The sequence below is a fragment of the Wansuia hejianensis genome, assembly GCF_014337215.1.
Classification (GTDB): domain Bacteria; phylum Bacillota; class Clostridia; order Lachnospirales; family Lachnospiraceae; genus Scatomonas; species Scatomonas hejianensis.
This window is the reverse complement of the sequence record NZ_CP060635.1, coordinates 3,277,768-3,301,665: the sequence shown is the minus strand read 5'-3', so window position 1 is coordinate 3,301,665 and position 23,898 is coordinate 3,277,768. Positions and strand designations below refer to the sequence as shown.

At 51.0% G+C, this 23,898-nt stretch carries 18 protein-coding genes and 1 riboswitch; of the genes, 5 read left to right on the top strand and 13 right to left on the bottom strand.

The features are described from left to right. The first annotated feature begins 183 nt into the window (after positions 1-183). Positions 184-618 carry a hypothetical protein gene (locus tag H9Q79_RS15135; protein ID WP_118647612.1) on the top strand — a complete coding sequence of 145 codons (435 nt, stop codon included), beginning with the start codon at positions 184-186 and terminating at the stop codon, positions 616-618. Positions 619-787: 169 nt separating this feature from the next. On the opposite strand, the gene H9Q79_RS15130 is transcribed toward H9Q79_RS15135, so the two are convergent. Together H9Q79_RS15130 and H9Q79_RS15125 are read right to left on the bottom strand one after the other, a co-directional pair. Continuing rightward, positions 788-1,396, bottom strand: coding sequence for an NUDIX hydrolase (locus H9Q79_RS15130; RefSeq protein ID WP_249328665.1), 609 nt, complete (start codon positions 1,394-1,396; stop codon positions 788-790). A 40-nt stretch (positions 1,397-1,436) separates the two neighbouring features. Continuing rightward, on the bottom strand, positions 1,437-2,075 hold the full coding sequence (locus tag H9Q79_RS15125; protein ID WP_249328664.1) for an ECF transporter S component: 639 nt from the start codon (positions 2,073-2,075) through the stop codon (positions 1,437-1,439). 216 nt (positions 2,076-2,291) lie between these two features. After that, a riboswitch (FMN riboswitch) is annotated at positions 2,292-2,417 on the bottom strand. Positions 2,418-2,529: 112 nt separating this feature from the next. Here H9Q79_RS15125 and rbr point away from each other — a divergent pair. After that, a complete protein-coding gene (gene rbr, locus H9Q79_RS15120) occupies positions 2,530-3,123 on the top strand; it encodes a rubrerythrin (protein WP_118647614.1) in 594 nt (197 codons plus the stop codon). On the opposite strand, the gene H9Q79_RS15115 is transcribed toward rbr, so the two are convergent. Next, entirely contained in the window at positions 3,092-3,736 is a 645-nt protein-coding gene (locus tag H9Q79_RS15115; RefSeq protein WP_249328663.1) for a TetR/AcrR family transcriptional regulator, read from the bottom strand. The two genes, rbr and H9Q79_RS15115, sit on opposite strands and share 32 nt — an antisense overlap. Before the next feature lie 171 nt (positions 3,737-3,907). Here H9Q79_RS15115 and H9Q79_RS15110 point away from each other — a divergent pair, with 171 nt between their 5' ends. Beyond that, a complete protein-coding gene (locus H9Q79_RS15110; RefSeq protein ID WP_249328662.1) occupies positions 3,908-6,343 on the top strand; it encodes a YhgE/Pip domain-containing protein in 2,436 nt (811 codons plus the stop codon). 112 nt (positions 6,344-6,455) lie between these two features. Here H9Q79_RS15110 and H9Q79_RS15105 read toward each other — a convergent pair whose 3' ends face one another. Further along, a complete protein-coding gene (locus H9Q79_RS15105; protein ID WP_249328661.1) occupies positions 6,456-8,597 on the bottom strand; it encodes a Tex family protein in 2,142 nt (713 codons plus the stop codon). Positions 8,598-8,763: 166 nt separating this feature from the next. Here H9Q79_RS15105 and H9Q79_RS15100 point away from each other — a divergent pair, with 166 nt between their 5' ends. Both H9Q79_RS15100 and H9Q79_RS15095 read left to right on the top strand, forming a co-directional pair. Further along, complete coding sequence (locus H9Q79_RS15100; protein WP_118647622.1) at positions 8,764-9,195, top strand: hypothetical protein; 432 nt, start codon at positions 8,764-8,766, stop codon at positions 9,193-9,195. Then, complete coding sequence (locus tag H9Q79_RS15095; protein WP_118647624.1) at positions 9,192-9,908, top strand: DUF975 family protein; 717 nt, start codon at positions 9,192-9,194, stop codon at positions 9,906-9,908. Before H9Q79_RS15100 ends, H9Q79_RS15095 begins: the two co-directional genes overlap by 4 nt. Before the next feature lie 19 nt (positions 9,909-9,927). Here the strand turns inward: H9Q79_RS15095 and H9Q79_RS15090 are convergent, their stop codons facing one another. From H9Q79_RS15090 to prfB, 9 genes are all read right to left on the bottom strand, one after another. Further along, positions 9,928-11,403, bottom strand: coding sequence for a GntR family transcriptional regulator (locus H9Q79_RS15090; protein WP_249328660.1), 1,476 nt, complete (start codon positions 11,401-11,403; stop codon positions 9,928-9,930). A 16-nt stretch (positions 11,404-11,419) separates the two neighbouring features. Next, a complete protein-coding gene (locus tag H9Q79_RS15085; RefSeq protein WP_249328659.1) occupies positions 11,420-14,161 on the bottom strand; it encodes a bifunctional diguanylate cyclase/phosphodiesterase in 2,742 nt (913 codons plus the stop codon). 7 nt (positions 14,162-14,168) lie between these two features. Then, positions 14,169-15,725: a sensor domain-containing diguanylate cyclase gene (locus H9Q79_RS15080; protein WP_249328658.1), complete on the bottom strand. Its 1,557-nt coding sequence runs from the start codon at positions 15,723-15,725 to the stop codon at positions 14,169-14,171. Between the two features lie 30 nt (positions 15,726-15,755). Then, positions 15,756-17,084, bottom strand: a complete 1,329-nt coding sequence (locus H9Q79_RS15075; protein WP_118647627.1) for an ABC transporter substrate-binding protein — start codon at positions 17,082-17,084, stop codon at positions 15,756-15,758. Further along, entirely contained in the window at positions 17,081-19,219 is a 2,139-nt protein-coding gene (locus H9Q79_RS15070) for an ATP-binding protein (protein WP_118647629.1), read from the bottom strand. Before H9Q79_RS15070 ends, H9Q79_RS15075 begins: the two co-directional genes overlap by 4 nt. Positions 19,220-19,507: 288 nt before the next feature. Next, a complete protein-coding gene (locus H9Q79_RS15065) occupies positions 19,508-20,710 on the bottom strand; it encodes a cofactor-independent phosphoglycerate mutase (protein ID WP_118647633.1) in 1,203 nt (400 codons plus the stop codon). Between the two features lie 29 nt (positions 20,711-20,739). Then, positions 20,740-21,957 carry a homoserine dehydrogenase gene (locus H9Q79_RS15060; protein ID WP_118647635.1) on the bottom strand — a complete coding sequence of 406 codons (1,218 nt, stop codon included), beginning with the start codon at positions 21,955-21,957 and terminating at the stop codon, positions 20,740-20,742. Between the two features lie 7 nt (positions 21,958-21,964). Then, entirely contained in the window at positions 21,965-22,399 is a 435-nt protein-coding gene (locus tag H9Q79_RS15055) for an ACT domain-containing protein (RefSeq protein ID WP_118647637.1), read from the bottom strand. A 212-nt stretch (positions 22,400-22,611) separates the two neighbouring features. Beyond that, a protein-coding gene (prfB, locus tag H9Q79_RS15050) for a peptide chain release factor 2 (protein WP_118647639.1) occupies positions 22,612-23,722 on the bottom strand; the annotation gives its coding sequence in 2 pieces (ribosomal slippage) (positions 22,612-23,646 and positions 23,648-23,722; 1,110 coding nt in all). Between the last annotated feature and the right edge of the window lie 176 nt (positions 23,723-23,898).

The window sequence follows — 23,898 nt, the reverse complement described above, 5'->3', positions numbered from 1 at the left end:
TTCTAACGGAACCATTCGTTCTCCGCACATAAAATTCCAGGAATCCGGACATCCTGTTTATAGAAAAACAAATATCCCGCATTAAAAAGCAAGACATTCAAGCCTTGCATCAACCATCAAATGTGTACGTAAACTTGTACACTTGATTTGTCGTCTGCCGGGAATAAACAGGAGGTGTGTAATATGGTAGAACAGGATACCATTCGATTATTAAGAGAGTGTGATGCCGGAGTAAAAATGGGCGTATCCTCCATTGAGGATGTATTGGAAAAAGCCCAAAACGATGACCTGAAGCGGCTTCTGAGAGAATACCGCACAGAACACGAAAAACTGGAAGACGAAATCCGCGCTCTTCTTGAACAGTACCAGGATGAGGGAAAAGACCCCGCAATGATGGCCAAAGGCATGTCCTGGGTCAAAACCAACGTAAAACTGACAATGGAAAACTCTGACGAAACAATCGCCGATTTGATCACAGACGGATGCAATATGGGAATCAAGTCCCTCACCAAATATCTCAACCAGTACAAAGCAGCCGATGAAACCTCAAAAGACCTGGTCAAAAGACTGATTAAATTAGAAGAAGAGCTGGAAAGAGATCTTAGACAATATCTTTAAATTTTGCTTCCAATTGGTCGGAGAAGGGAAAGTGTTTTGGATACCCGGACGAAAGGGTGGGGGAGGCGGGGCGGAACAGGGACGGCGCCATGGAAGGCTGCGGCCTGCCGGAGCTTTCCCGCTGCTTTTCGTCCGGATATCCATTCACACCTCGCCACAAACCCGCGATTTATATTTCCAAGAATCCGAATGGTTTTTCTTCGCTGAGAAAATGCATGAGCTGATATGCGCAGATGATTGCCACATTTTCTTCTCTCATGATTCTTCTGGCCTCTGTTCTGTCTGCAAGTACCACTTCTATTTCTTCGTTTTCTTCCATATATTTCAGGCTTGCCTCTCCGCTGGCATATCCGAATACGGTCGCGCAGGACTCATCTGTCATACCGATGGTTGTGTAACCCGGCTTTTCGAACATGGGATCGGCTTTTACCGGTTCCAGGATGAGGCCTGTTTCTTCGTGGAGTTCACGAACTGCTGCCGCATGGTAATCCTCTCCGGGCTCAACCAGACCTGCGGGGAGTTCATAGATATAGTCGTCAATACTGAAACGGTACTGACGGATCAGCACAATTTTATCGTGCTTTTCCCCATAAAGGCTGTAGATAACAACGCCGTCCGGCGTGTTTTCCCCGGTCTTCAGTTTCAGATTTTCTACGTGTTTTGCTCTTGATGCTACGAAATAATTGGCCGGCCGGCCTTTTTTATTGGTTCCCTTTACCTGATAGAGGTTCACATAAGGATTTTCAGTCAGCTGCTTTACTTCTTGTATCTGTGCCATAATTTTCACTTCCTGATCTGTATTTACCCCGCCGGCTGTATTATGAGCTATGGCTCTTCAGCAAGCGGCTGATATGCTTATATAATAGCAAAGTTATAACAGAGACCGCAAGCCCCTTTACCAGATTAAAAGGAACCACCGTCAAAAGACAGAATCTGAACAGGCTGTTAATCGCCGGATTGATCGCCTGACCCATCTCTACGAAGGCCGATACTTCCAGATGGAACGCTTTTCCATAAGCAGGAAGAAGCATATATGCATTTACTGCGGCGCCGATCACAGCCATGCAGATAACTCCTGCAAGCATGCCGATCATAGCATATTTTCTGCTCTTATGTTTTCTGTAAATCATTCCTGCCGGCACTACCAGGGCACAGCCGATCAGGAAATTCGCCAGTTCCCCCACGAACATAGTGTCTGTCCCATTGATTACCAGATTGATCAGCACCTTCACCAGTTCAATACAGGCTCCGGCAAAAGGCCCCATAGCAAAGCTTCCGATCAGTACCGGTACCTCGCTGAAATCCAATTCATAAAAGGGCGGGGCAAAGGGCACCGGGAATTCAAAAAGCATGAGTACTGCCGCTACTGCCGCCAGCATGGCGATCTGCACCAGCATTCTCGTTTTTCCTGCTGTGCCGGAAACCGGTCTTTTTGTTTTACCTGCTGTACGTTCCATAATTTGTCACTCCTTCTTTTTACTATATGTCCTTTTTCGGGAATCTTCTCGGATAATATACTCCAGTGTATACCGTTGCGCATGCCTCTTTGAGACGCGGAACAGCATAGCGCGGAGTGCGCATCCCCTGTAGGGTTTTTATTCCATAGATTGAACTTTCCTATAAAATAAAAAACGCCCCGGACACAAACCCAGGGCGTAGTACGCAATGATATCATGATTCTTCTTCCATCCAGACTTTAACTGTTGGTACCGGAGTTACACCGGTTCAGCCGCTGCTGGCTGCAGCGGGTCGCGGACTATACCGCCAGTGGGGAATTACACCCCGCCCTGAAGATTTCCGTTATTTTTTTTACAAACTTATTATAGCGGATCAAACATCAATATGCAAGCAAAAACTGCATAAAACCACTTCTCAGGGAAATACTGTAAAAAAAGAAAAGAGGTAGTTACTATGTCTGTTAATTTTATGGAAAGTGAAACAAAAGTGAATCTCATGCGCGCATTCGCCGGAGAAAGCATGGCACGCAACCGTTATGTATTCAGCGCGGATTTTTCAAAAAAAGAGCATTTTCATGTGCTGGAGCAGCTCTTCCGCTTCACAGCCGACCAGGAACAGCAGCACGCCAAAATTTTCTATAACCACCTGCAGGAGCTGAGCGGAAAGACGGTCGTCATCGATGCAGGCTATCCGGTAGACCTTTACCCGGATGCCGGCGAGCTTCTCAGAGCTGCACAGCATAACGAATACGAAGAGCACGATGACATTTATCAGAAGTTCGGCAACGTCGCTAAAGAAGAGGGCTTCTCCAAAGTAGCATTCTCCTTCCACCAGATCGCTGAAATCGAAAAGGTGCACGGCGACCGTTTCGGACGCTTTGCTGAGCTTGTGGAACAAAAGAAACTGTTTGTATCCGATACCAAGATCGACTGGATCTGCCTGAAATGCGGATATGTCTGCAACGGCTTGGAGGCACCGAAGACCTGCCCCGTATGCGGACATGACCAGGGCTATTTCATGCGTCTTTCCCTGTGTCAGTTTGAATAAGCACGTCCTGATCTGATTCTGTAAAAGACCGGATAATCTCATGAACCGACCGATGGAGATACGGCAGGTACTCTTCCATGGATACCGGCTGATTATGCAGGATACAGCTGTAACAGGTGGCGCCTGTCAGCTCCACAATCGTGAAAAGCATCAGCTCCGGCTGTCGGCAGACAACGGAGCTTTTCTTCATGAGCTCCAGATAATACTCATAAAACTGCTGCGTTTCATCGGGAACTGTCTTTTCAAAGGCATTTTTTAAAATCCCCCAGGACAGATTTTTGGAAATGAACTGGAGAAGCATGTGATTCTTTCTCAAGTATTCTACGATATAATCAATCATTCGCAAAATCTGGTTTTCAAAACCGGAAACCGGATGTTCTATAAGATTCTCATAGGCATCCAGAAAAAGCTGCCCTGCTTTCCGGGCAATCAGCTTATCCCGAAGCTCATACTTGTCTTCAAAATAAAGATAAAAGGTCCCCTTTGCCAGCTCTGCTTTTTTTACTATATCTGAAATCGTAGTTTTTGCGAAGCCCTTATTGGTGAAAAGGTCAAAAGCTGCCTGATAGAGAGAGTTTTGCTTCAGTTTTTTATTAATCTCCAGTTTTCCCATGATTTTTCCTCCATTTAGCTTCATTATTTTACATATCCGCTAAAAAGTCAAGTATGCAAAAATGACCAAAATTCATTTTTTATACTCCGTTAAATTGTGGGGTTTTAATATTGACTATTGGTCATTTTTTATTATAATAAACCTAGAATACAAAGAAAGGAAGCTACTATCATGAACAGGAATAGAAAAATGAAGCGCAAAATCACCGCCTCCCTGGCCGCGAGCCTGGCTGTCGTCGTTGGCGCAGTTCCGGTTCTTGCCGCAGAATCGTCAATTAAGCAGTTAAATACAGACAATGTTTATAAAGAAGAAACTGTATACGTAAATGCCGACGCATCCGGCAACCAGACTTCTGTCATCGTATCCAACTGGCTGAAAAATGCAGGATCTGAAAAAGAACTGGAGGATTCCAGTATTTTAAAAGACATACAAAATGTAAAAGGTGATGAAACCTACCAGGCCTCAGGTAATTCCCTGACCTGGAAGACTGAAGGCAAAGACATTTATTACCAGGGAAGTACGGACAAAAAGCTTCCTGTCTCTGTTCATTTTACCTATTACCTGGACGGGAAGGAAATGAATCCTTCTGATCTCTCTGGAAAAAGCGGCCGCCTCCGGATAAAAGTAGCATATGAAAATAACACCCGCCAGACTGTGGAGATAGACGGAAAAAAAGAATCCATCTACACTCCTTTTGCGCTGCTCACAGGGATGATCCTGCCTGACGAGATATTTTCCAATGTTACAATTGATAATGGAAAAGTGATCTCGGACGGACAGCGCAGCATTGTGCTGGGAATCGCAATGCCCGGCCTCGCAGACAGCCTGGGCCTGAATAAGACAGATTCTTCCGCGGATCTTCTATCACTTGATATCCCTGAAACTCTGGAAATCTCCGCCGATGTAGAGAATTTTTCCATGGATCCTACCTTCACCATCGCCCTATCGGATATACTGGATTTTCTGGATACCAATGGCATTTCTGACATGAGCGAGTTGACAGAGGCGCTGGACGATCTGGAGGAGGCCACTCTACAGTTGGTTGACGGCTCTGAGGAGTTATTTAATGGAACAGATACACTGAATTCCAATTACCAGGAGCTGGACAGCGGAATCCAGACATTAAAAGCAGGCATCGATACAGCCGCCAGCGGTTCAAATACACTTGCGGAAGGCATCACCACTTATATAAATGGCGCCGCACAGCTTTCCGACGGGGCTGTTAGCTATGTGAACGGAGAACAACAGATTGCTGACGGAGCCCGGCAGCTGGAACCTCTGATCGCCGGCCTGAATAATATCCATGAGGGAACCGCACTGCTCTACAGCGCCATGGACGGTCAGGGCTCTGCTGATGAGGATCTCAGGGTAGCTTCCGGGCAGCTGGCAGCCGGCACACAGCTCTTAAAGGATAATCTCGATAAAATGTCCGGCATCCTGGATTCTCTGGATTCCGTGGAACAGCTGGGCGGACAGCTCATTTCAGAAGCACAGGCTCTTTCCTCTACACTTCAGAACCAGGTGGCAACTCCTCTGCAATCAGCAGCCGGGGCAGCTTCCCAGCTAAAGGAGCAGCTGAAAACACTGGAATCAGGCCTCTCTTCCGCCGCAGCCGCAACCGCTCAGTCGGCCGCCGAACAGTTAAACATTCAGATTGAAGCCAAAAATACGGAAATGCAGACAAAAGCCGGCCAGGTACAGGCAGAGGCCAATCAAAAGCTCTCAGGCGCCAGGAATGCCATCCAGAGCCAGCTGGATGCTCTGGATCAGTCTGCGAATCCCGAAGCAGCACAGGCGCTGCAGACCGCTTTACAGCAGCTGGACGGTGATGTGACAGTGAGCCAGCCGGAAGCATTACAGCCTATCAGCGCCTCTGACCTGAACATAACCATACCGGATGAAGCTCTCGCCCCTCTGATGCAGACCCTCACCATACTGGAGACATCAGCTCAGCAGTTCGCCAGTTTTCTGGCCAATCCAGAATTCAGTTCACAACTGGAAACCATGCAAAAACAACTGGAAGCTTTATCCTCATTCCAGGTTCCCACTGGCTCCGTCTCTCTTCTGAAGCAATCCGTCAACGCTCTGAACGATGGAATGCAGCAGCTGGACTCCGCCATCGGCAGCCTTTCCGGCAAGGTGAAAGGAATGAATGAGCAGACAGCCAGCCTTCCTGAAGCAGGCGCAGGTATCCAGACACTTTTGTACGGGTTTGATACGCTCGGACAGCATAACAGCGATCTCATCTCCGGGGCAGCAGAACTGACTCAGAGCAATCCGCTGCTGTTTCAGGGCGTCCAGACGCTTCAGACCGGAACAGCACAGCTGTCTGACGGGGCGCTTACCCTTCAGAACGGCAGCAGCCAGGTAAAAGGCGGAATTGAACAGATAAAAGACGGCGCCCGGGAACTCAAGGACGGCATGCAGGAATTTAACGAGGAAGGAATCGAGAAAATGACCTCCGCCCTGAAAGATGAATTTGGAGAGCTCATGGACCGGATTGAAGCTCTCAACTCAAACACGTGCGCATATGACACATTTAGCGGAAAGACAGACGCCATGGATGGAAATGTGAAATTCATCATCGAAACAGAAGCCATAAAGTAACAGAAAAAAGATGGCAAATTACAGCTGCTGTCAGTTGTAATTCGCCATCTTTCTGATTCATTATCCCGCACAATTCCTGTATGTTGAATTCTTATATTACCAGTTACGTTCATTACAGGATCATCGTTAACCCAATCCTCTTTTTCGCCACATCCACGCTTAAGACTTTTACCTCTACTATGTCTCCCACGCTCACCACTTCCAGCGGATGCTTAACAAACTTTTTATTCGTCAGCTGGGAGATGTGAACCAGGCCGTCCTGATGAACTCCGATATCCACAAAAGCCCCAAAATCTATCACGTTCCTGACTGTACCTTTCAGGATCATTCCTTCCTTAAGATCCTTCATATCCAGAACATCACTGCGCAGGATCGGCTTCGGCATGTCTTCTCTGGGGTCTCTTCCCGGCTTCTGCAGCTCCTTGATAATATCCCTGAGCGTGATTTCACCGATTCCCAGATCTTCAGCCATTTTTTTATAATCTTTGATATAGAACAGCGCCGTGCCATCCAGTATCTGTTCGGTCTTCATCTTTAGCCTGGAAAAAAGTTCTTCTACCGCCTGGTAGCTCTCCGGATGCACACTGGTGGCATCCAGCGGATTCCTGCCGCCGGCAATCCTCATAAAGCCCGCGCACTGCTCATAAGCCTTCGGTCCCAGCTTAGGCACCTTCAAAAGCTCTCTCCGGTCTGTAAACCTGCCATGCTCTTCCCTATAGGCCACAATATTTTTTGCAACCGTCTTGGTGATGCCTGAAATATACTCCATCAGAGGAGCGGACGCTGTATTCAGATCCACGCCCACTCGGTTTACACAGTCCTCTACCACTCCTGTCAGAGCGTCTCCCAGCTTCTTCTGATTCATATCATGCTGATACTGGCCAACACCAATGGATTTGGGATCTATTTTTACCAGCTCTGCCAGAGGGTCCTGTACACGCCTGGCGATAGACGCAGCGCTTCTCTGTCCCACATCGAAATTAGGAAACTCCTCTGTTGCCAGCTTGCTGGCAGAATAGACGGAGGCTCCCGCTTCATTGGTAATCACATACTGGACAGGCTCTGTAATTTCTTTTAAAAGCTCCACGATGATCTGCTCCGATTCTCTGGAGCCTGTCCCGTTGCCAACGGAAATCAGGGTAACGTGATATTTCTTAATCAGTCTCTTCAGTGTTTCCTTAGCTGCCGCTATTTTCGCGGGTGAGGTGGGGGCCGTGGGGTAAATCACTGTGGTATCCAGCACCTTTCCTGTGCCGTCAACCACCGCCAGCTTACAGCCTGTCCTGAAAGCCGGATCCCAGCCCAGGACTACCTGGCCTGAAATGGGAGGCTGCATTAAAAGCTGTTCCAGATTCTTGCCGAACACCTTGATGGCGCCGTCTTCCGCCGACTCTGTCAGCTCATTGCGGATCTCCCGTTCTATGGCGGGTGCGATCAACCTGTTATAGCTGTCCTCAGCAACCTCTTTCAGCACCGGTACTGTAAAGGGATTGTCTCTGACAATTATCTTTTTTTCCAGATACCTGAGGATCTCCTCCACTGGAGTCTCTATCTTCACAGTCAGAAACTTTTCATTCTCACCTCTGTTAATGGCCAGAACCCGGTGACCCGCTATCTTAGATACAGGCTCTTCAAACTGATAATACATTTCATATACAGATTCTGCCTTTTCGTCTTTAGCGGCTGTGGTGACCTTACCTGCTTTTCTGGTTCTCCTCCGGATCTCTGTACGGTAATCCGCTTCATCCGAAATACGTTCAGCCAGAATGTCACAGGCTCCTGCAATGGCCTCTTCCGGAGTTTCCACCCCCTTCTCTTCAGACAGATAAGCGGCTGCTTCATCCTCCAACGGCTTCTTCGTCATCTGAAGCCAGATAATGTCTGCCAGGGGTTCCAAGCCTTTCTCTTTGGCAATTGTAGCTCTGGTACGGCGTTTCGGACGGTATGGGCGGTAGATATCCTCCAGCATCACCAGCGTCTGCGCCGACTGAATCGCTTTCGAGAGCTCCTCTGTCATCTTACCCTGTTCTTCAATTCCAGACCGGATCTGAGCTTTCCGATCCTCCAGATTCCGCAGGTAAATCAGCCTTTCATAGAGGTTTCTGAGCACCTCATCATTTAAAGAGCCTGTAACCTCCTTGCGGTAACGGGCGATAAACGGGATTGTATTCCCTTCATCAATTAATTTAACCGCGGCCTCCACCTGCGAAGGTTGAACCTCCAGTTCTTTCGCAAGAACCTGTATCATATCCATAAAAATGCCTCCAACTTTCTACTGGATTAATTTGATTTTAATCATACACAGACTACATTAACAAGGGGGCTTGAATTTGTCAACTAGATCATGTAGAATAAAAGTTGCTGTTCCCTCTGTGAACAGCGGCTAATAAAACACATGCAATACAGAAAGGAAAATACAGATGGAAAACTACGGATATCCTGCCGATGATTCATCTCCAGGCATGGGCACTGCCGCTCTTGTCCTGGGGATTTGTTCTATGATTCTCCTGATCACTGGCCTCTCTTTTATCGCGGGAGCGCTGGGTATATTGTTCGCTCTGCTTTCCAGGGGATCCGGACGGATGAAATCGCTTCCGAAGGTGGGGCTGATGCTGTCTATTACCGGACTTGCCATTGAGACAGCCATTGTGGGAGCCGGCATATATATGCTCCGTTCCGGTGTGATGGACCCTTATATTAAGCAGATACAGGAGCTGTACGAATATTATTACGGTGATTCCGGGGATAGTTCGGATTATTTCGGAGACAGCCCCATGGCAGTGCTGGTGTCCTGTCCCTCACCAGATATTTCCCGGACAGAATGGGAGCTTTTTGAAGGAGATGTATTATGAGACAATATTCTGCTTATTTAAAACGCATGGCCAGAAGCGCCCTCAAGGGCAAATACGGTCTTTTTATCGCTTTCCTGATACTCGTCATGCTGGTTTCCGCCATCGCTGAATCCATCCCCTCCTCGCTGTTCGGCGCGCCTTCCAGCCTGCCTCTGTTTCTGAGCCAGCTGCTGGTGTCTTTCATGATTTCCGTACTGGTGAACATGCTGAATGTGGGGCTGGCAAAGCTGGCGCTCACCATCAGCAGGGCGCAGCAGGCCGCTTTTGGCGATATCTTTTATGCCTTCACCCACCAAGCAGATCATTTTCTGATCATTGAACTGATTCTGACGGCGATTGCCACCCTGTTCCAGCTCCCCGTCCTTTATCTGAACCATCTGGCAGATCAGAAAATCCTTTCGGTTCTGAGCTACAACCTGTTGTTCTGGGCCTGGAATATCATTGCCATGGTGCTCACGATTATAGTCACCCTATGGTTTGCACTGTCCATTTACCTGCTGATCGACAATTCGGAACTGCGCCCCATGGCTGCGCTTCGTGAGAGTTCGTTGCTCATGCGGGGCCTGAAAGGCCGGCTGTTTTATCTGCGGATCAGCTTCGCAGGCATGTATCTCCTCGGCGCAGCCAGCTGCATGCTGGGCTTCCTCTGGATTCTTCCCTATCAGGAAACCACGCTGGCTATGTTCTACCGGGATGTGCGGCACGAAATATAGCCGGGTCCTTTTGGCCCGGCTATTTCCACAGAAGACTGCCATCATAGGCATTCTCAGCAGCCTCCCAGTAACCAAGCTGCCGGCATCGTTCTATGACCAGACGATGCGTATATCTGAACATCTGTCCAGCTTTCTTCGCGAATTCTTCAGGCTCCCTTTCCGTCAGACACCTCACAGCATCCAGACACTCCCGGTGAATCCGGCAATTCTCTTCCGTCTTATTCAGTTCAACCAGTTTTGGTATTCCCCTCCCGATATGATAGTGATTCAGTATCATTTGATAAATCACACGCAGTGACTGAAGCTGGATATGGTCTGTAATATATTCTAACAGAACAATCGGAGAGAGTTGGTACAAATACTTTTCATTCCAAAGCTTTTCCAACCGGCCGGCCAGCATTGCAGCCTCATCGCAGGTTATGCAGGAAGCCGCGTGGGCCGCAGTCCCTTCGACCGTCAGAGATAAAAGCTCCAGGCCGTCCAGAAATCTGCGGACATGACAGGCGATCAATTCCAGGGGAATCTGAATCTGCTTCAGCTCTTCCAGATCTTTTAAAACGAAAATGCCTCTGCCCCGGACCGCCTTCACCGCTCCCCACTCCTGCAGCAGCCGCACCGCTTTGATCGTCGTGTCAACACTCACCCCGTACGTTTGGCATAGCTGGGCATGGGAAGGGAGGCGTTGCCCCGGCCGGTATCTGCCTACAGCTATCAGCCCCAGAATGTCAAGATATACACGGGAATAGCGTTCTTCCTCCCTGCTGACCTTCCGTTCCAGCACCTTTGAACCAATGCACAGAGGAGAATCCGGAGCCACCTTGTGAGGAAGCACACAGAGCCTCTGTTCCGGGAGATAGCCGTATAGCGCGGAAAGATCCGGAAATTGAACACTCCTGGTACAGCCTCCGTTCTTTACGGCCCGAATAAAATTTTGTAACCTGTTATGATAATCCGTCCGGAGATCAAGCGTGCCGGGCCGGGGCTGCAGTTCATTCAGTCCCAGGCTGTCCACAGCCTGAAGTATGATTTCATTTTCATTTCTCAGGATGAAGAATCTCCAGAATCTACTTGACAGTTTCCAGAAGTCCTTCGGCTCCCCAGGATCCATTTTCTCAAAAATAGTCTCAGGAATCCTCCAGTCTTCCTGCGTGCAGAGAGAAATCCCATGGCTGATCACCGGATAGCAGAGAAATATTCCCGTCTTCAATATGTCGCCGGCCACTGTGGCATCCGCTTTCTGAAGTGGCAGCAGCCCTTTTCCGCATCCATCTCCCTGGCGATAGACGATCACGGGCCGCCTTCTCTTCATGGTCTCTATATATCCCGCCTGTGCCAGCAGTTCCACCGCCCTGCGCACAGTCTTCTCAGACGTTTTGAATTCCAGGCACAGGTCTGCCCGGGAGGGCAGTTTCGACCCATAAGGGAGCAGCCCGCTTTCTATTTTATTTCTCAGGATCTGATAGACCCTCTCATATACAACCGTACCATCCTTCATCGTTCCACCTGCCTTTTCAGTTATTATAACTTGACCCGACAGATTTCTCAAGATTCCTTTCCTTTAAAAAGCTGACCAGCTCGTCCTCACGCATCGGCCTGGCATAGCAGAAGCCCTGCACAAATTCAGCTCCTGAAGTTTTGATCAGCTCCTGTTCCTCCGGCGTTTCTATTCCTTCCAGAACAACCGTCAGCGAGTTGATTTTAGCCATCTTCACAATCGCCCGAAGCAGCGTGTTCTGTTTCGGATTTGTGCGGATCTGACTGGTGAGCGACCGGTCTATTTTGACCACATCCACCGGCAGGTTAAACAGGTAATTCAGGCTGCTGTAACCCGCTCCGAAATCATCCAGCGCAATGTGCAGGCCCGTCTGCCGCAGCTGTTCCAGCGCTCCCCTGGCAAATTCAACCGATTGAATCAGTATGCTCTCTGTGATCTCCAGCGTGATCTGATCCGCTTTCACGCCTGTGGAACGGATCAGCTCCAACAGCTGTTCCACACTGTTCCCCACCAGAAGCTGTTGAACGGACAGATTCACACACATACGAAGCAGCCCCAGCTCACTGCCCTGAGAGTTCATGAAGCGTCCGGCCCGGTCCAGGACGTAATCGCCGAACTCCTTGACCATTCCCCTCCGCTCCGCCAGATCAACCACCTGTTCAGACGAATAATATCCGCCGTTTCCGTCCGGCAGCCGCACAAGAGCTTCCACGGCCGTGAAACGGCCGCTCCCCAGATGCATGATCGGCTGGTACCAGACTTCCAGCTCTCCCCGGCGGACAGAGGCCCTCATGCGGTGCAGAATCTCCGACTCCATCCGTATCGCCTGATCCAGCGCCAGATCATATATGACTGTTTTCCGTCCTGATTCCTTTGCATGCCGCAGGGCGGACTGAATGCGGTCCAGCAGAGCATCCGGGCTCCCCCCGCTTTCCGGATACCTGCACGCCGCGACCCGCACCTGCAGGGAAAATGACGTGTTACCGGCCACCACCGGCGCCGCAAGCAAATCATGGAGCCTTTGGGTGACCCTTTCTTCTGTCTCATCGGTGAGCATGAGACCCAGGAACACATCTCCGTTAATCCGGTACAGATAGGTGCCGAAGGTCCTCGACAGCCTGTGTATGACTTCATTGAGAATGGCGTCCCCGGTCTCTGCGCTGAACATTTCATTATACTGGCTGAACGCGCAGATATCTATGCAGAACAGATGAAAGGGCCTTTTTTTATCGTAGTTGATCAGTGTGCCGGCATCTCTCAGGTATTTCGACCGGTTCCCCACATGAAAGGCCGGGTCAAAATACGCGAGCTGTTCTACCTGCCTGCGGTATTGATTAAAGGTCTTTGACAGCTCCGTCATTTCCATATCCGAGTATTCGTCAAAGGTCACGTCGCTTTTTCCCTCTATCAGCCGCATGCAGTTTTCCCGGAGCCGGCGCACCGGAGATTCCTGGGCTCTCTGCTCATAATACGCGCTGATCAGTGTCCCGAGAGCAGCTTCAGCGCTGCTTTCACCCGGCCGGAAGCACGCCGTCCGGTAGCGGGCTGTCAGAAAGCTCTTCTTGCCGTTGATCCTGACTTTCAATATGAGCTCCAGAGACAGTCCCCGGGCGAAGTCCTCCAGCTGCTGGTCTGACATTTCTTCGCAGACGGCCGCCGCAAAGCTCCCCGCGCTCAGGCGTCCGGCAAAAAAAGGATTATGGATATAATCCGCCAGCTTCTGGGGAATGCTCTTCAGAAAAGCGGCCTCTTCCTCCGGTCCGATCAGCTGCGCCACCTGGTCATAGCCCTCAAAGACGAAGAGAAACAGGCTCACGGACATTTCTCTCTTCGAAAATCCGGATTCCAGCTCCGCGGTAAATCCTTTCCGGTTCCACATGCCGGTCTGGCTGTCCGTCAGAGACAGCTTATTTAAACGCATGCTCTTTCTCCGCAGCTTCGCCAGCGACCACATCAGTGACAGCATGAGGGCCATAGCTCCCAGGCACAGCAGCCCTGACAAAATATTTTCCCCGGGACTGAACCACCCGTCAGCGGGCTGTATGCTGATATTCCACTGGGTCGGCAGATAAAACGTCTCCTTGACCGCTGAGGAAAAATCCGTTTCATCGTCCGAGACTGTGATGACTTCCTTTCCCCCATTCTGCGGCTCAACGCGCCACAATTCATACGCATATCCCCGTTCGGACAGACTGCCAAACCCCAGCTGATCCAGCACATAATCCCGGTCCAGTGCCACGACGATCTCCCCCAGATATGCGTTCTCTTCCGTAAACGGCTGCAGGAATAAAAACACCTCACGGCCTCCGGCGTCACCTTCCATGACGACCGGCCCTTCCACCACCAGCTCCTTGACAACCTTTGCCATCGTATAGATATAGGAGAACTCATCCAGTCCCCGGCCGGCCTGCCCCCCATAGAGTGCTTCCGGCAACGCCTCTGTCACCGTATCTCCCTCAATCAGACAGACGTAGCGCACCTCCTCCCGTTCCAGCAGGATTTCGGCCGCCCGTTCAAACCATCCGCTGCCCCTGTCCTTCATCACATAGGCGGTCTGCGCCAGTGCGTCAGCTCCGCTCAGCTTGCCCTGAAGCTTATATTCTATATTATCAACGTAAAAATGCAGTATGTTCTCCGCTTCCGAACGGCGGACTCCTGTCAATGTCTGCCGCATCCACGCAAAAAGCCCCGCTGACAGCGCCAGCGATAAGCACCATGCCGCACAAGCCGGAAGCCAGCGCCTGATCCTATGTTTCATACACACCTCAGATCTGATGAATTTTATAGTAACCCTTGCCGTTTTGTTTCACAAAATACAGCGCTTCATCGGCCGCCGCGATCACCTCTTCCAGCTTCGAGTCTGCCCGGCAGACGGCCACGCCGACGCTGCACTGCACCGGGATGTCCCTGCCATTGGAGCCGATCTGCGCATGAAGGCGCAGCACCAGCTCATCCAAAAGGCCGGTCAGCTCTTCCATGTCATCCAGGTCCGGCAGCAGCAGTACAAATTCATCTCCGCCGTATCTGCCCGCCACACCGTCATATTTCTTCTCATACTCACGCAGGATGTAGCCGACACTTTTCAGAGCGATGTCGCCGCCGATGTGGCCTAAGGTATCGTTGATGTATTTCAGATTATCCATATCCACAAAGCAGAGGGCGCTGATCAGCTCCGGATTCAGCTTCCCAAGCCGGGCCTCCGCCTGGTTCAGGAATACCGAACGGGTCACCATATTGGTCAAGCTGTCCGTCAGACCGTCCCCGGTCAGGCGGATGATCTCATTGAAATCCACGCCGTCCGGGCGTTCGTCATGATAAATTTTCTTTTCCAGCTCTTCCACAGAATGGACCAGGACGTCGACTACCTTCATCTGGCCTGCGATATACCTCCGGATCAGAAGCATCAGTCCTGTGCACAAAAAGATGCCCAGGCACAGCACCAGTAATAAACTCGGCAGGTTCTCCGCAAAAACCGTTCCGAAGCTGACGGATGAAAGAATATCCCATCCTGTGTTCTCCACCCGCTGAAAGACGGTATAATAAAGCATTCCGTCCCGCAGGCTCCAATAGTCTCCGGGCATTCTGGCCAGCATCTGTTCTTCCAGGCGGTCCGCCGTGGTTCCAAACAGTCTGGCGTTCCTCAGCACATCCATCACCGGATCGCCATAGGGCAGGCCGACTGTAGAAGACATGATCTGTCCCCGCGACCCGATCAGCGTCGCCTCTGCTCTGTTGGCGCTCGCCGACTGCTGCAGGATCTCTGTCACCTCGTCAAAATAGATCGCGCAGAACAGGCAGCCGCTAATCTTCTCCCCGTTTTCCTCAAACAAAGGGACCGCCACCGTGTAATTGAGGGTTACGCCGTCCGCGCCCGCGGCGAAGCTGTCTGTCACCTGCCTCTGTCCGGTGGAAAACAGCTGCTGCATATATTCCCTGCTGGCCAGGCTGGCCGGCTCCGAGCCGTCGGAATAGACGATGATGTCCGCATCCACATAGCAGATCATCAGATACCCGAAGTGAGGGGACATCTGATCCAGCTTTTTCACCTTCTCGATCGGCGGTATCTCCGGATCATAGAATTCCGGCAGGCCTGCCAGAGACTCTAATAGAGTGACCGATTCTTCTATCCGCTGGGAAATCTGAGCATGAGAACTGGTCAGAGAAGATTTTGCGCGGGTTTTCATCTGGCTCAGGCTGAGCACAGCGCCTCCGATCAGAATCACCAGCAGAAGCAGAGCGCAAAACACCGTTCCGTACCTCACCACCGGGAAAAATGAGATTTCCCAATTCCTGTCTTTCTCTCTGGAGCTGTCTTTGTTCATATGTTCCGGCCTTTCTGTCACAGTCATTACTTACGTTTTGGCTTCTTCACGGCCCTGTTTCAGCGCCGCGTTGCAGCTGTCGTCGATATCCGCAGCCGTCTCCTCCGGCGTCCTGTTTCCACGCAGAAGATTCTGAATGTTCTTGTAAAACACATCCCGCACTCCCTGCCAGCCCAGGCTGTTCCGGATGTTATCCACCGAATTGGCCATGTTCCCGCCATATTCCTGCAGCATCCGAATCTCTCCCTTATGCTCTCTGATGACGGACTGGTTCACAGGCAGCGTGCCCAGCGCATAGTTCATCAGCTCGTCGTCCGTATAGATGAACCGGATAAAGTCTTTGGCCGCCTGTATCCGGTCTGCGTCCCCATTGTCAAACACGCAGAAGCCGTTGGTGCTGCTGGTGCAGTATCCCTCCCCGTCCATGCTGGGGAAATTAGCCGCAAATACGTCCAGCCCTTTATTCCAGGCATCCCACAGGTTGGTGAGATTTCCCAGGCAGATCGCGAGCTGTCCGTTATAGAACAGATTGACGCAGTCCAGCAGTTCCAGGTTTTCCGACCCCTTAGGAGTGATCCCCTGCGTATTCAGCTCCTGAATCCACTCAAGCGCTGCAATTCCCTCCGGCGTATTCACGTGAAAATTCCCGTTCTCGTCATACAGCGTGCCGCCAAAGGCCCGCAAAAGTGTCATGATATGGCTGTCGCCCTGGTTGTTGGCAGCGTACATCATGAAGGCGAACTGATTATCCTCTGTGAGAGAATCACCCAGAGCATGCAGGATCGTATCAAATTCCTCAGTGGACCAATGGGCTATCTCATCGCCCTCCGGTATGTACTCCTCCAGTCCCGCTTCCTTCATCATGGTCCGGTTCACGATCAGCGTGTTCTGAAGCTGCTGAAAAGGCATGATATACACCTTTCCCCCGATGGTATTCTGTTCCCAAATCGTCTCGTCAATGTCCTTCCTCAGTTCATCGTCAACGATATCGTCCAGCGGCACCAGCCATCCTCTGGCCACATAGGACGGTGTATTCCACGAACCGGAATAATATATATCCGCCGCCTCATCTGTGCCCTGCTTATCCGCCAGCTGTTCCTTTTCATCCAGATAGTCGTACTTGCTGATTTCAAAGCTGACCTCATAGGTATCATACTGTGCGGAAAACTTCTCTGCCGCGGCCACAAACAGGTCATAGCTTTCCTTCTCACCCAGCCCCGGCACTGTGCCGAATCCAATCGGCGGAGTTTTGATTGTGAGCGTCACCTGTTTTACGGCTTTCTTCTGTCCCGGCGCGCAGCCTGCCAGATTCAGGCAGACGGCGGCCGCCAGCGCCATACACAGCCATTTCATTCTCATCGTTTACCATCCTCCTGCTCTTTAAGATTCCGAATCTTTACCAATAAAAGTTTGACATCCAACGGCTTCGTGATCACGTCATTCATGCCTGCTTCCAAGGCCTTTTCCACATCCTCCCGAAAAGCGTTCGCCGTGATCGAAAATATCGGCACCTGTTCAGCATCCGGACGGGAAAGCGCGCGAATCCGGCGGGCCGCCTCATATCCGTTCATAACCGGCATCTGTACATCCATGAGGATCAGATCGAAGAAACCGGGAGAGCTGTGTTCAAAAACGGACAGCGCCTCCGCCCCGTCTGCTGCTTCTGTCAGCACGCAGCCCTGTTCCTCCAATATGGCGCCAAGGATCATCCGGTTGATTTCATTATCTTCCACGATCAGAACCTGCTTCCCCGCCAGCTCCCAGGAAGAATTCTCCTCCTCCGCGGAGAGTTCTGCGGCCTTTTGCTCCTGTACCGCCGGGAAAGGAATGGCCACGCGGAACACTGTGCCCTCTCCCTCCCTGCTTTCTACCTCGATGGTACCGTTCATCTTCTCCACCAGCGTCTTGCTCAGCGTCGTGCCCAGGCCGGTGCCGCTCTGTGAAGCGATTCTCCGTTCCTGTTCAAATGGCAGCCAGATCTTATCCAGAAATTCCTGGCTCATTCCGCACCCTGTATCCGCCACGGTAAATAGGGTCTGAACCGTTTCCCGGCCCTCCTCCTGACTGACGGTCAAAGTCACATGCCCTCCTTCGGGCGTGAATTTCAGAGCGTTTCCCAGAAGATTGGTCAGCACCTGCTTGACCCGCAGAGCGTCCCCCAGTACCAGCGGCTTGTTCAGTCCCGCGCAGTCCACCTGGAAAACAATTCCCTTTTCCTCCGCCTGCGTCTCCAGCAAAATTTTGATCTCTTCCACCAGAGCGAACAGGTTCATCTCACGGGGATAGAATTCCAGCTGGCCGCTCTCGATCTTGGACATGTCCAGAACGTCTGTGATCACCCCTTTGAGAAATTCCGCGGATATCTCGGCCTTCTTCAGGTATTCCTCCAGCTTTTCCCTGTCGTCCAGGCTGCTGCGCATCAGATAGTGCAGCCCTACAATGCCGTTGAGCGGCGTCCGTATCTCGTGACTCATATTGGCCAGAAAGGCGGACTTCGCCTGCTCGGACGCCCGGGCAATTTTGGCTGAATTGAGGCTTCTGTAGACAAAATAGGTGATGATCAGGATCATCACGCCCATGATGAGAAAGAAAGGTATGGAACGGACAATCAGCGTGCTCACCTGCTCAGCGGTCACATCCGTGGAAACCTGCACCACGAGATACCAGCCATTGTTGCTCCCGTGATTCATCGGCTGAAACAGCACATAATAGCTTTTTCCTTTCCAGCTATATGAAGTAAATAGTTTTTCTTTGTTCTCTATCGCCTGTCTGCAGGCGTCGTAGGAGCCTCCGTTCCGAAAGCTGGCGTTTTTCAGCGGATACAGATAATTCTGGTCAGGCGTGCTGTAATTCTGGCTGGCCGTGATGATCTCCCCCGTCGGGAGCATCACAATGGCCATGCCGCGCCCGTCAAAGCTGTCCATGCGCATCTGGCTGGCTATCTCTGAGATCGGCACCAGGCCCACCACTCCCGATATATTCACGCCTTCGCATGTGATGGATTCCTTCAGTCTGATCCCATACACCAGATAATCGCCCCACCGCTCCCGGCTGCTCTCACTGTATCTGACGGCAAAATTGCCCTCCGCCTGCCGGTATGCCTCATACCAGGGCGCGTTCTCCAGGGCGGATTCCAGGTACGCGCTGTTGAGCACCTTATCTTGGTCCGTGACGAGATTCAGCTGTACAAAAGACGTCGCGCGGGATTCTACGCCCAGATTGTAGAGAACCTCCTCGATGTCACTGTTGCGGGTCATTCTGATCCGTTCCAAAATGGACTCCAGGTATTCCCACTTGCTGTTCAGCTGATTGACAATATTCATCTGATCGTGGTCGGCGATCTGCTCCATGAAGGAGACAGTGGTTGAGTAGGCCGCCTGCCCGATGCTCTTCTGATACAGCCAGTAACCGGCGCCCAGCAGGAGGACGGCGGCGGCGAAAATCAACAGAAGCATCCAGTTCCGATGGCCGCTCTTTGTTTTTACTTTATCCATGTTCAGACCTCTCTGCAACCGGTAATCGTTTCATCCGGCGCCAGTAATTCTTGGTACCTTCACCAGATAATTATAGCATCAGCCATATTATAAAGCAACACTTTTGATTCCTGCCGGCCTGCTTGCTCATACTTTCTTGCCCGTTCGATACCCGTGCTTCGGTGCATGCAAGCATGCCCCAAGCCCGGCTGCCGTCCGGGGCTTTTATAGTAAAAAACGCCTGCCTCCGGTTCCCGGCTTCTGCGATTGCAAAAGTCCGTCAACCGGAGACAGGCGGTCTCCAACTCATTATTTTGAAAAAAGATATCCCATCAGCTCACAGCCTCTGTCAATGAATCTGCCGCTTTTCGCAGCTTCCCTTTCATTGTAATGCCAGTCATATTTCCCGGGTGCCGTGGTGTCATACAGAAGGTAAGGCACCGGGTCCGGCACATGGGTGCGGACGCGGATCGGCGTCGGATGATCCGGGAGCACCAGCAGGCGGTAATCCTCTCCGGAAGCGTCCATCTGCTCACGGATCGGGCCGAGAATCCTCCGGTCCATATTCGCGATGGCCCGGACCTTCTTTTCCACGCTTCCCTGATGGCCCATCTCATCCGGAGCTTCCAGGTGGATATAGGCAAAGTCATACCCCTCTTTCAGAAGTGCATCCACTGCAGTCTGGGCTTTTCCCTCATAGTTAGTATTTAGTCCGCCGTTGGCGCCGGGCACGATCTTATTCTCGATTCCCGCCCCGACGGCAATTCCCTTCAGCAGATCGACAGCAGAGATCATAACTCCACGCTTTTTATATTTCTCGTAAAACGGAGACAGAGCCGGCTTCGTACCGGCCCCCCAAAACCAAAAGCTGTTGGCGGGATTCAGGCCTTTTTTCTTCCGTTCCAGGTTAACAGGATGCTTTGACAATATCTCAAAGCTCCGTTCCTGCATCTCCCTCAGCTTCTTATCTGCCGGAAGGTATTGTCCGATCACCTGGCCCAAAACGTCATGGGGCGGTATCAGCGGAACTACCTGGCCCCCGGCCCAGATCAGACAGTGGCGGTAGCTGGTACCCACATAAAACTGGTACGTTTCATCCTGCAGCTCTTCAGCCACAGCTTTTAACAGGATTGCCGCATCTTCTGTGCTGATCTCATCGGAGCTGTGGTCAATGATCGTTTTCTTCTCATAAGGAACATCATCTTCAGAGAGCGTAACAATATTGCAGCGGAGCGCAACATCCGTGGGCTTCATGGGGACGCCGATGCTCAGCGCTTCCAGCGGCGACCGTCCCGTATAATACTCCCTCGGATCATAACCGATAACCGACAGATTGGCCGTATCGCTGCCCGGAGCCATTCCTGCCGGTATGGTAGCCACCATGCCGATCTCAGACCTGGCCGCGTAGCTGTCCAAAACGGGGGTGTCCGCATATTCCAGCGGAGTCTTGCCTCCCAGCGCCTCCAGCGGCTCATCTGCCATGCCATCCCCCAGCATCACAAGATATTTCATAATAATAATTCCTCCTCTAAAGCAGGCCTTTAGAACCTGGCGCGGATCATGCTGATGATACCCGTTACCATTTCTGCTTTTTCTTTATACTCTGCTTCTGTCATTTCCTCAGTGATAAAAGCAAACTCTTCCGTAACGCTGGGAATACTGATCGGTTCCACTTTTCCGAACACAGCCTCAATTCCGGCAAGCTCTCCGGCCATGCTGCCCGCAACCCGGACAAAGAACCGGTTTGTAACCTGAGAGATATCCATCAGCTCCAGCTTTTTACTGCTCCAATTCATCATAATATTCCTGTGCAGATGTTTTGCACAATCCACCACATCCGCTACCACAGCGCTGGCCGTAGGCAGTTTCCCTGCTCCGCTCCCGTAGAACATGGCATCGCCCAGCACATTGCCATGTATAAATATCGCGTTGAACACGCCCTGTACACTGAACAGCGGGTTGTTTGAATCGATCATGACCGGGCTGACCATGGCATAGAAGCCATCCCCTATCTTCCGGCTGGTGGCCAGTAGCTTAATGCTCGTGCCGATGGCCTGGGCATATTTAATATCTGTAGCTGTAATCCTTGTAATACCTTCTGTATATATGTCTTCAAAATCTACATGGCATCCAAATGCCAGCGAAGATAAAATTGCAATTTTCCTGCACGCATCGTAGCCTTCCACATCCGCCTCAGGATTCCGCTCTGCATAGCCTTTTTCCTGGGCCTCCTTCAGAGCCTCATCAAAGCCGGAACCGTCACTGGCCATTTTGCTCAGAATATAATTCGTAGTGCCGTTCAGGATACCAGTGATCTCATCGATCTCATCCGCCGTCAGCGAAGAGTTCAGCGGCCGTATGATCGGAATGCCGCCGCCGCAGCTCGCCTCAAAGAGATAGTTAATATCCCTGGCCTTCGCGATCTCCAGAAGTTCCGGTCCATGCTTAGCCACCAGCTCTTTATTAGAAGTACAGACACTCTTGCCTGCCAGCAGCGCCCGTTTCGTAAATTCATAGGCCGGGTTCACCCCACCCATAGTCTCCACAATAATCCTCACATCCGGATCATTGATGATCGTCTCAAAATCGTGCACCAGCTTCTTCTCCACCGGATCTCCCGGAAACTCCCTCAGATCCAGGACATATTTAATTTCAATGTCCTCTCCTGCTTTTTTATTGATGCTGGCATGATTGGTATCGATAACCTCCACCACGCCGGAACCTACGGTTCCATACCCTAATACTGCGATTTGTATCATTTTCTTCTCACTCCCTGCCTAATATTTTAAAATCATGTACGCCAGACCGGGCTTCTATATGCTCAACCATGGCGGATGCATCTCCCACCTCCGGCGCGATATCCACACTGATCGTCAGCGTTGCCACTCCATTGATGGGTATTGACTGATGGATCGTCAGAATATTCCCATGATAGGCGGCAATCGTCCTTAAAACATCCGAAAGCAGCCCTGGCTCATCATCCATCTGCAATATGAATGTGATCGTTTTTCCTTTTGCATTATCATGAAACGGGAAAATATCATCCTGATATTTATAAAAAGAACTCCGGCTAATCCCGACCTCCTCCGTAGCCTGCTGGACGGTCAGTTCCCGGCTGTCCATAATCCTCTTTGCCTCCAGCACCTTCAAAAGCACCTCCGGCACAGCTTTTTCCCTTACAACATAATATTTCTCACCCATAGTTCTAACCATTCCCTTTACTGTACGCCAACGAAAAACATTTGTACTCACAGTGAAGATAGTAACACAAACTACCGTATTTCGCAAGTATAAATTATGGTTTTCGTCCGGGTATTCAACCCCCTTCCCCCTCCCCAACCATTTGGAAACAAACTGAAATTGGATAACCGCGCAGTTCCCCCGCGCGGTTATCCAACCTGTTTTCCTGCTTTTTATTTTTTCAGTGCAATCCATTTCAGATATGCGTTGATAAACGGATCGATATCTCCGTCCATTACTGCATCTACCTGCGCCCGTTCCTCGTTTGTCCTGTGATCCTTTACCATTGTATATGGCTGCATGACATAGGACCGGATCTGATTGCCCCAGGCGATATCAGTCACTTCGCCGCGGATTCCTGACAGCTTGGCCGCCTGCTCTTCCTGAGCCAGCATATAGAGCTTCGCCTTCAGCATCTGCATGGCCTTATCCTTGTTCATGTGCTGGGACCGCTCATTCTGGCAGGTCACTACGATTCCGGTCGGGAAATGCGTGATCCGGATGGCAGATGATGTCTTGTTGATATGCTGGCCGCCTGCACCGCTGGAGCGGTAGGTATCTACCCGGATGTCTTCATCCTTTACTTCAATATCGATATCATCTTCAATATCCGGCATGACATCACAGGATACGAAAGAGGTCTGCCGCTTACCGTTGGCATTGAACGGCGAGATGCGCACCAGCCGGTGTACTCCTTTTTCTGATTTCAGATAGCCATAAGCATTCTCTCCGTTAACCTGAAATGTAACTGATTTGACGCCTGCTTCGTCGCCTTCCAGAAAGTCCAGCTCTTCCACCGTGAAGCCCTTTCTCTCTGCCCACCGGGTATACATACGGTACAGCATACCACACCAGTCCATGGCTTCGGTTCCTCCGGCTCCGGCATTGAGCTTCAGAATCGCGCTGTTTCGGTCATATTCGCCTGACAGCAGCGTCTTGATCCGGATGCTGTCAAACTTTTCCTTAAACTCATCCAGCATCTCCTGTATCTCCGGCACTACGGAAGGGTCATTTTCTTCATAACCCATCTCAATCAGGGTTTCCATATCCTCTTTGGCTGTTATCAGCTGCCGGTAAGTGTCCCGGTCTTCCTTAAGGCTTCCCAGCTCTTTCATCTGTTCCTGTGCCTTTTCCGGAATATCCCAGAAACCCGGCTCTTCCATCTTTCTTTCTAATTCTTCGATCCTCTGCTCTTTATTAGCGAGGTCAAAGTGAATCCCTCACTTCCACTAATGGTCCCTCGTAGGAATTCAGCTCAGTCTTAAACTGATCTAACTCAACCACAGTTTCACCCACTTTCTAATTTTTATTCCCGCGGACTTCGATCCGGCATGGGCGCTGACAGGCGCCGTCCGGCACGCGCCGCTGGGTTTCATACCTGCAGCCATGCTGCCTGGTATTGGGCTTGCAGGACGCTCCGCACCGTTTATCTCTGGGCGGAGGGACTTCCTGAAGCAAAT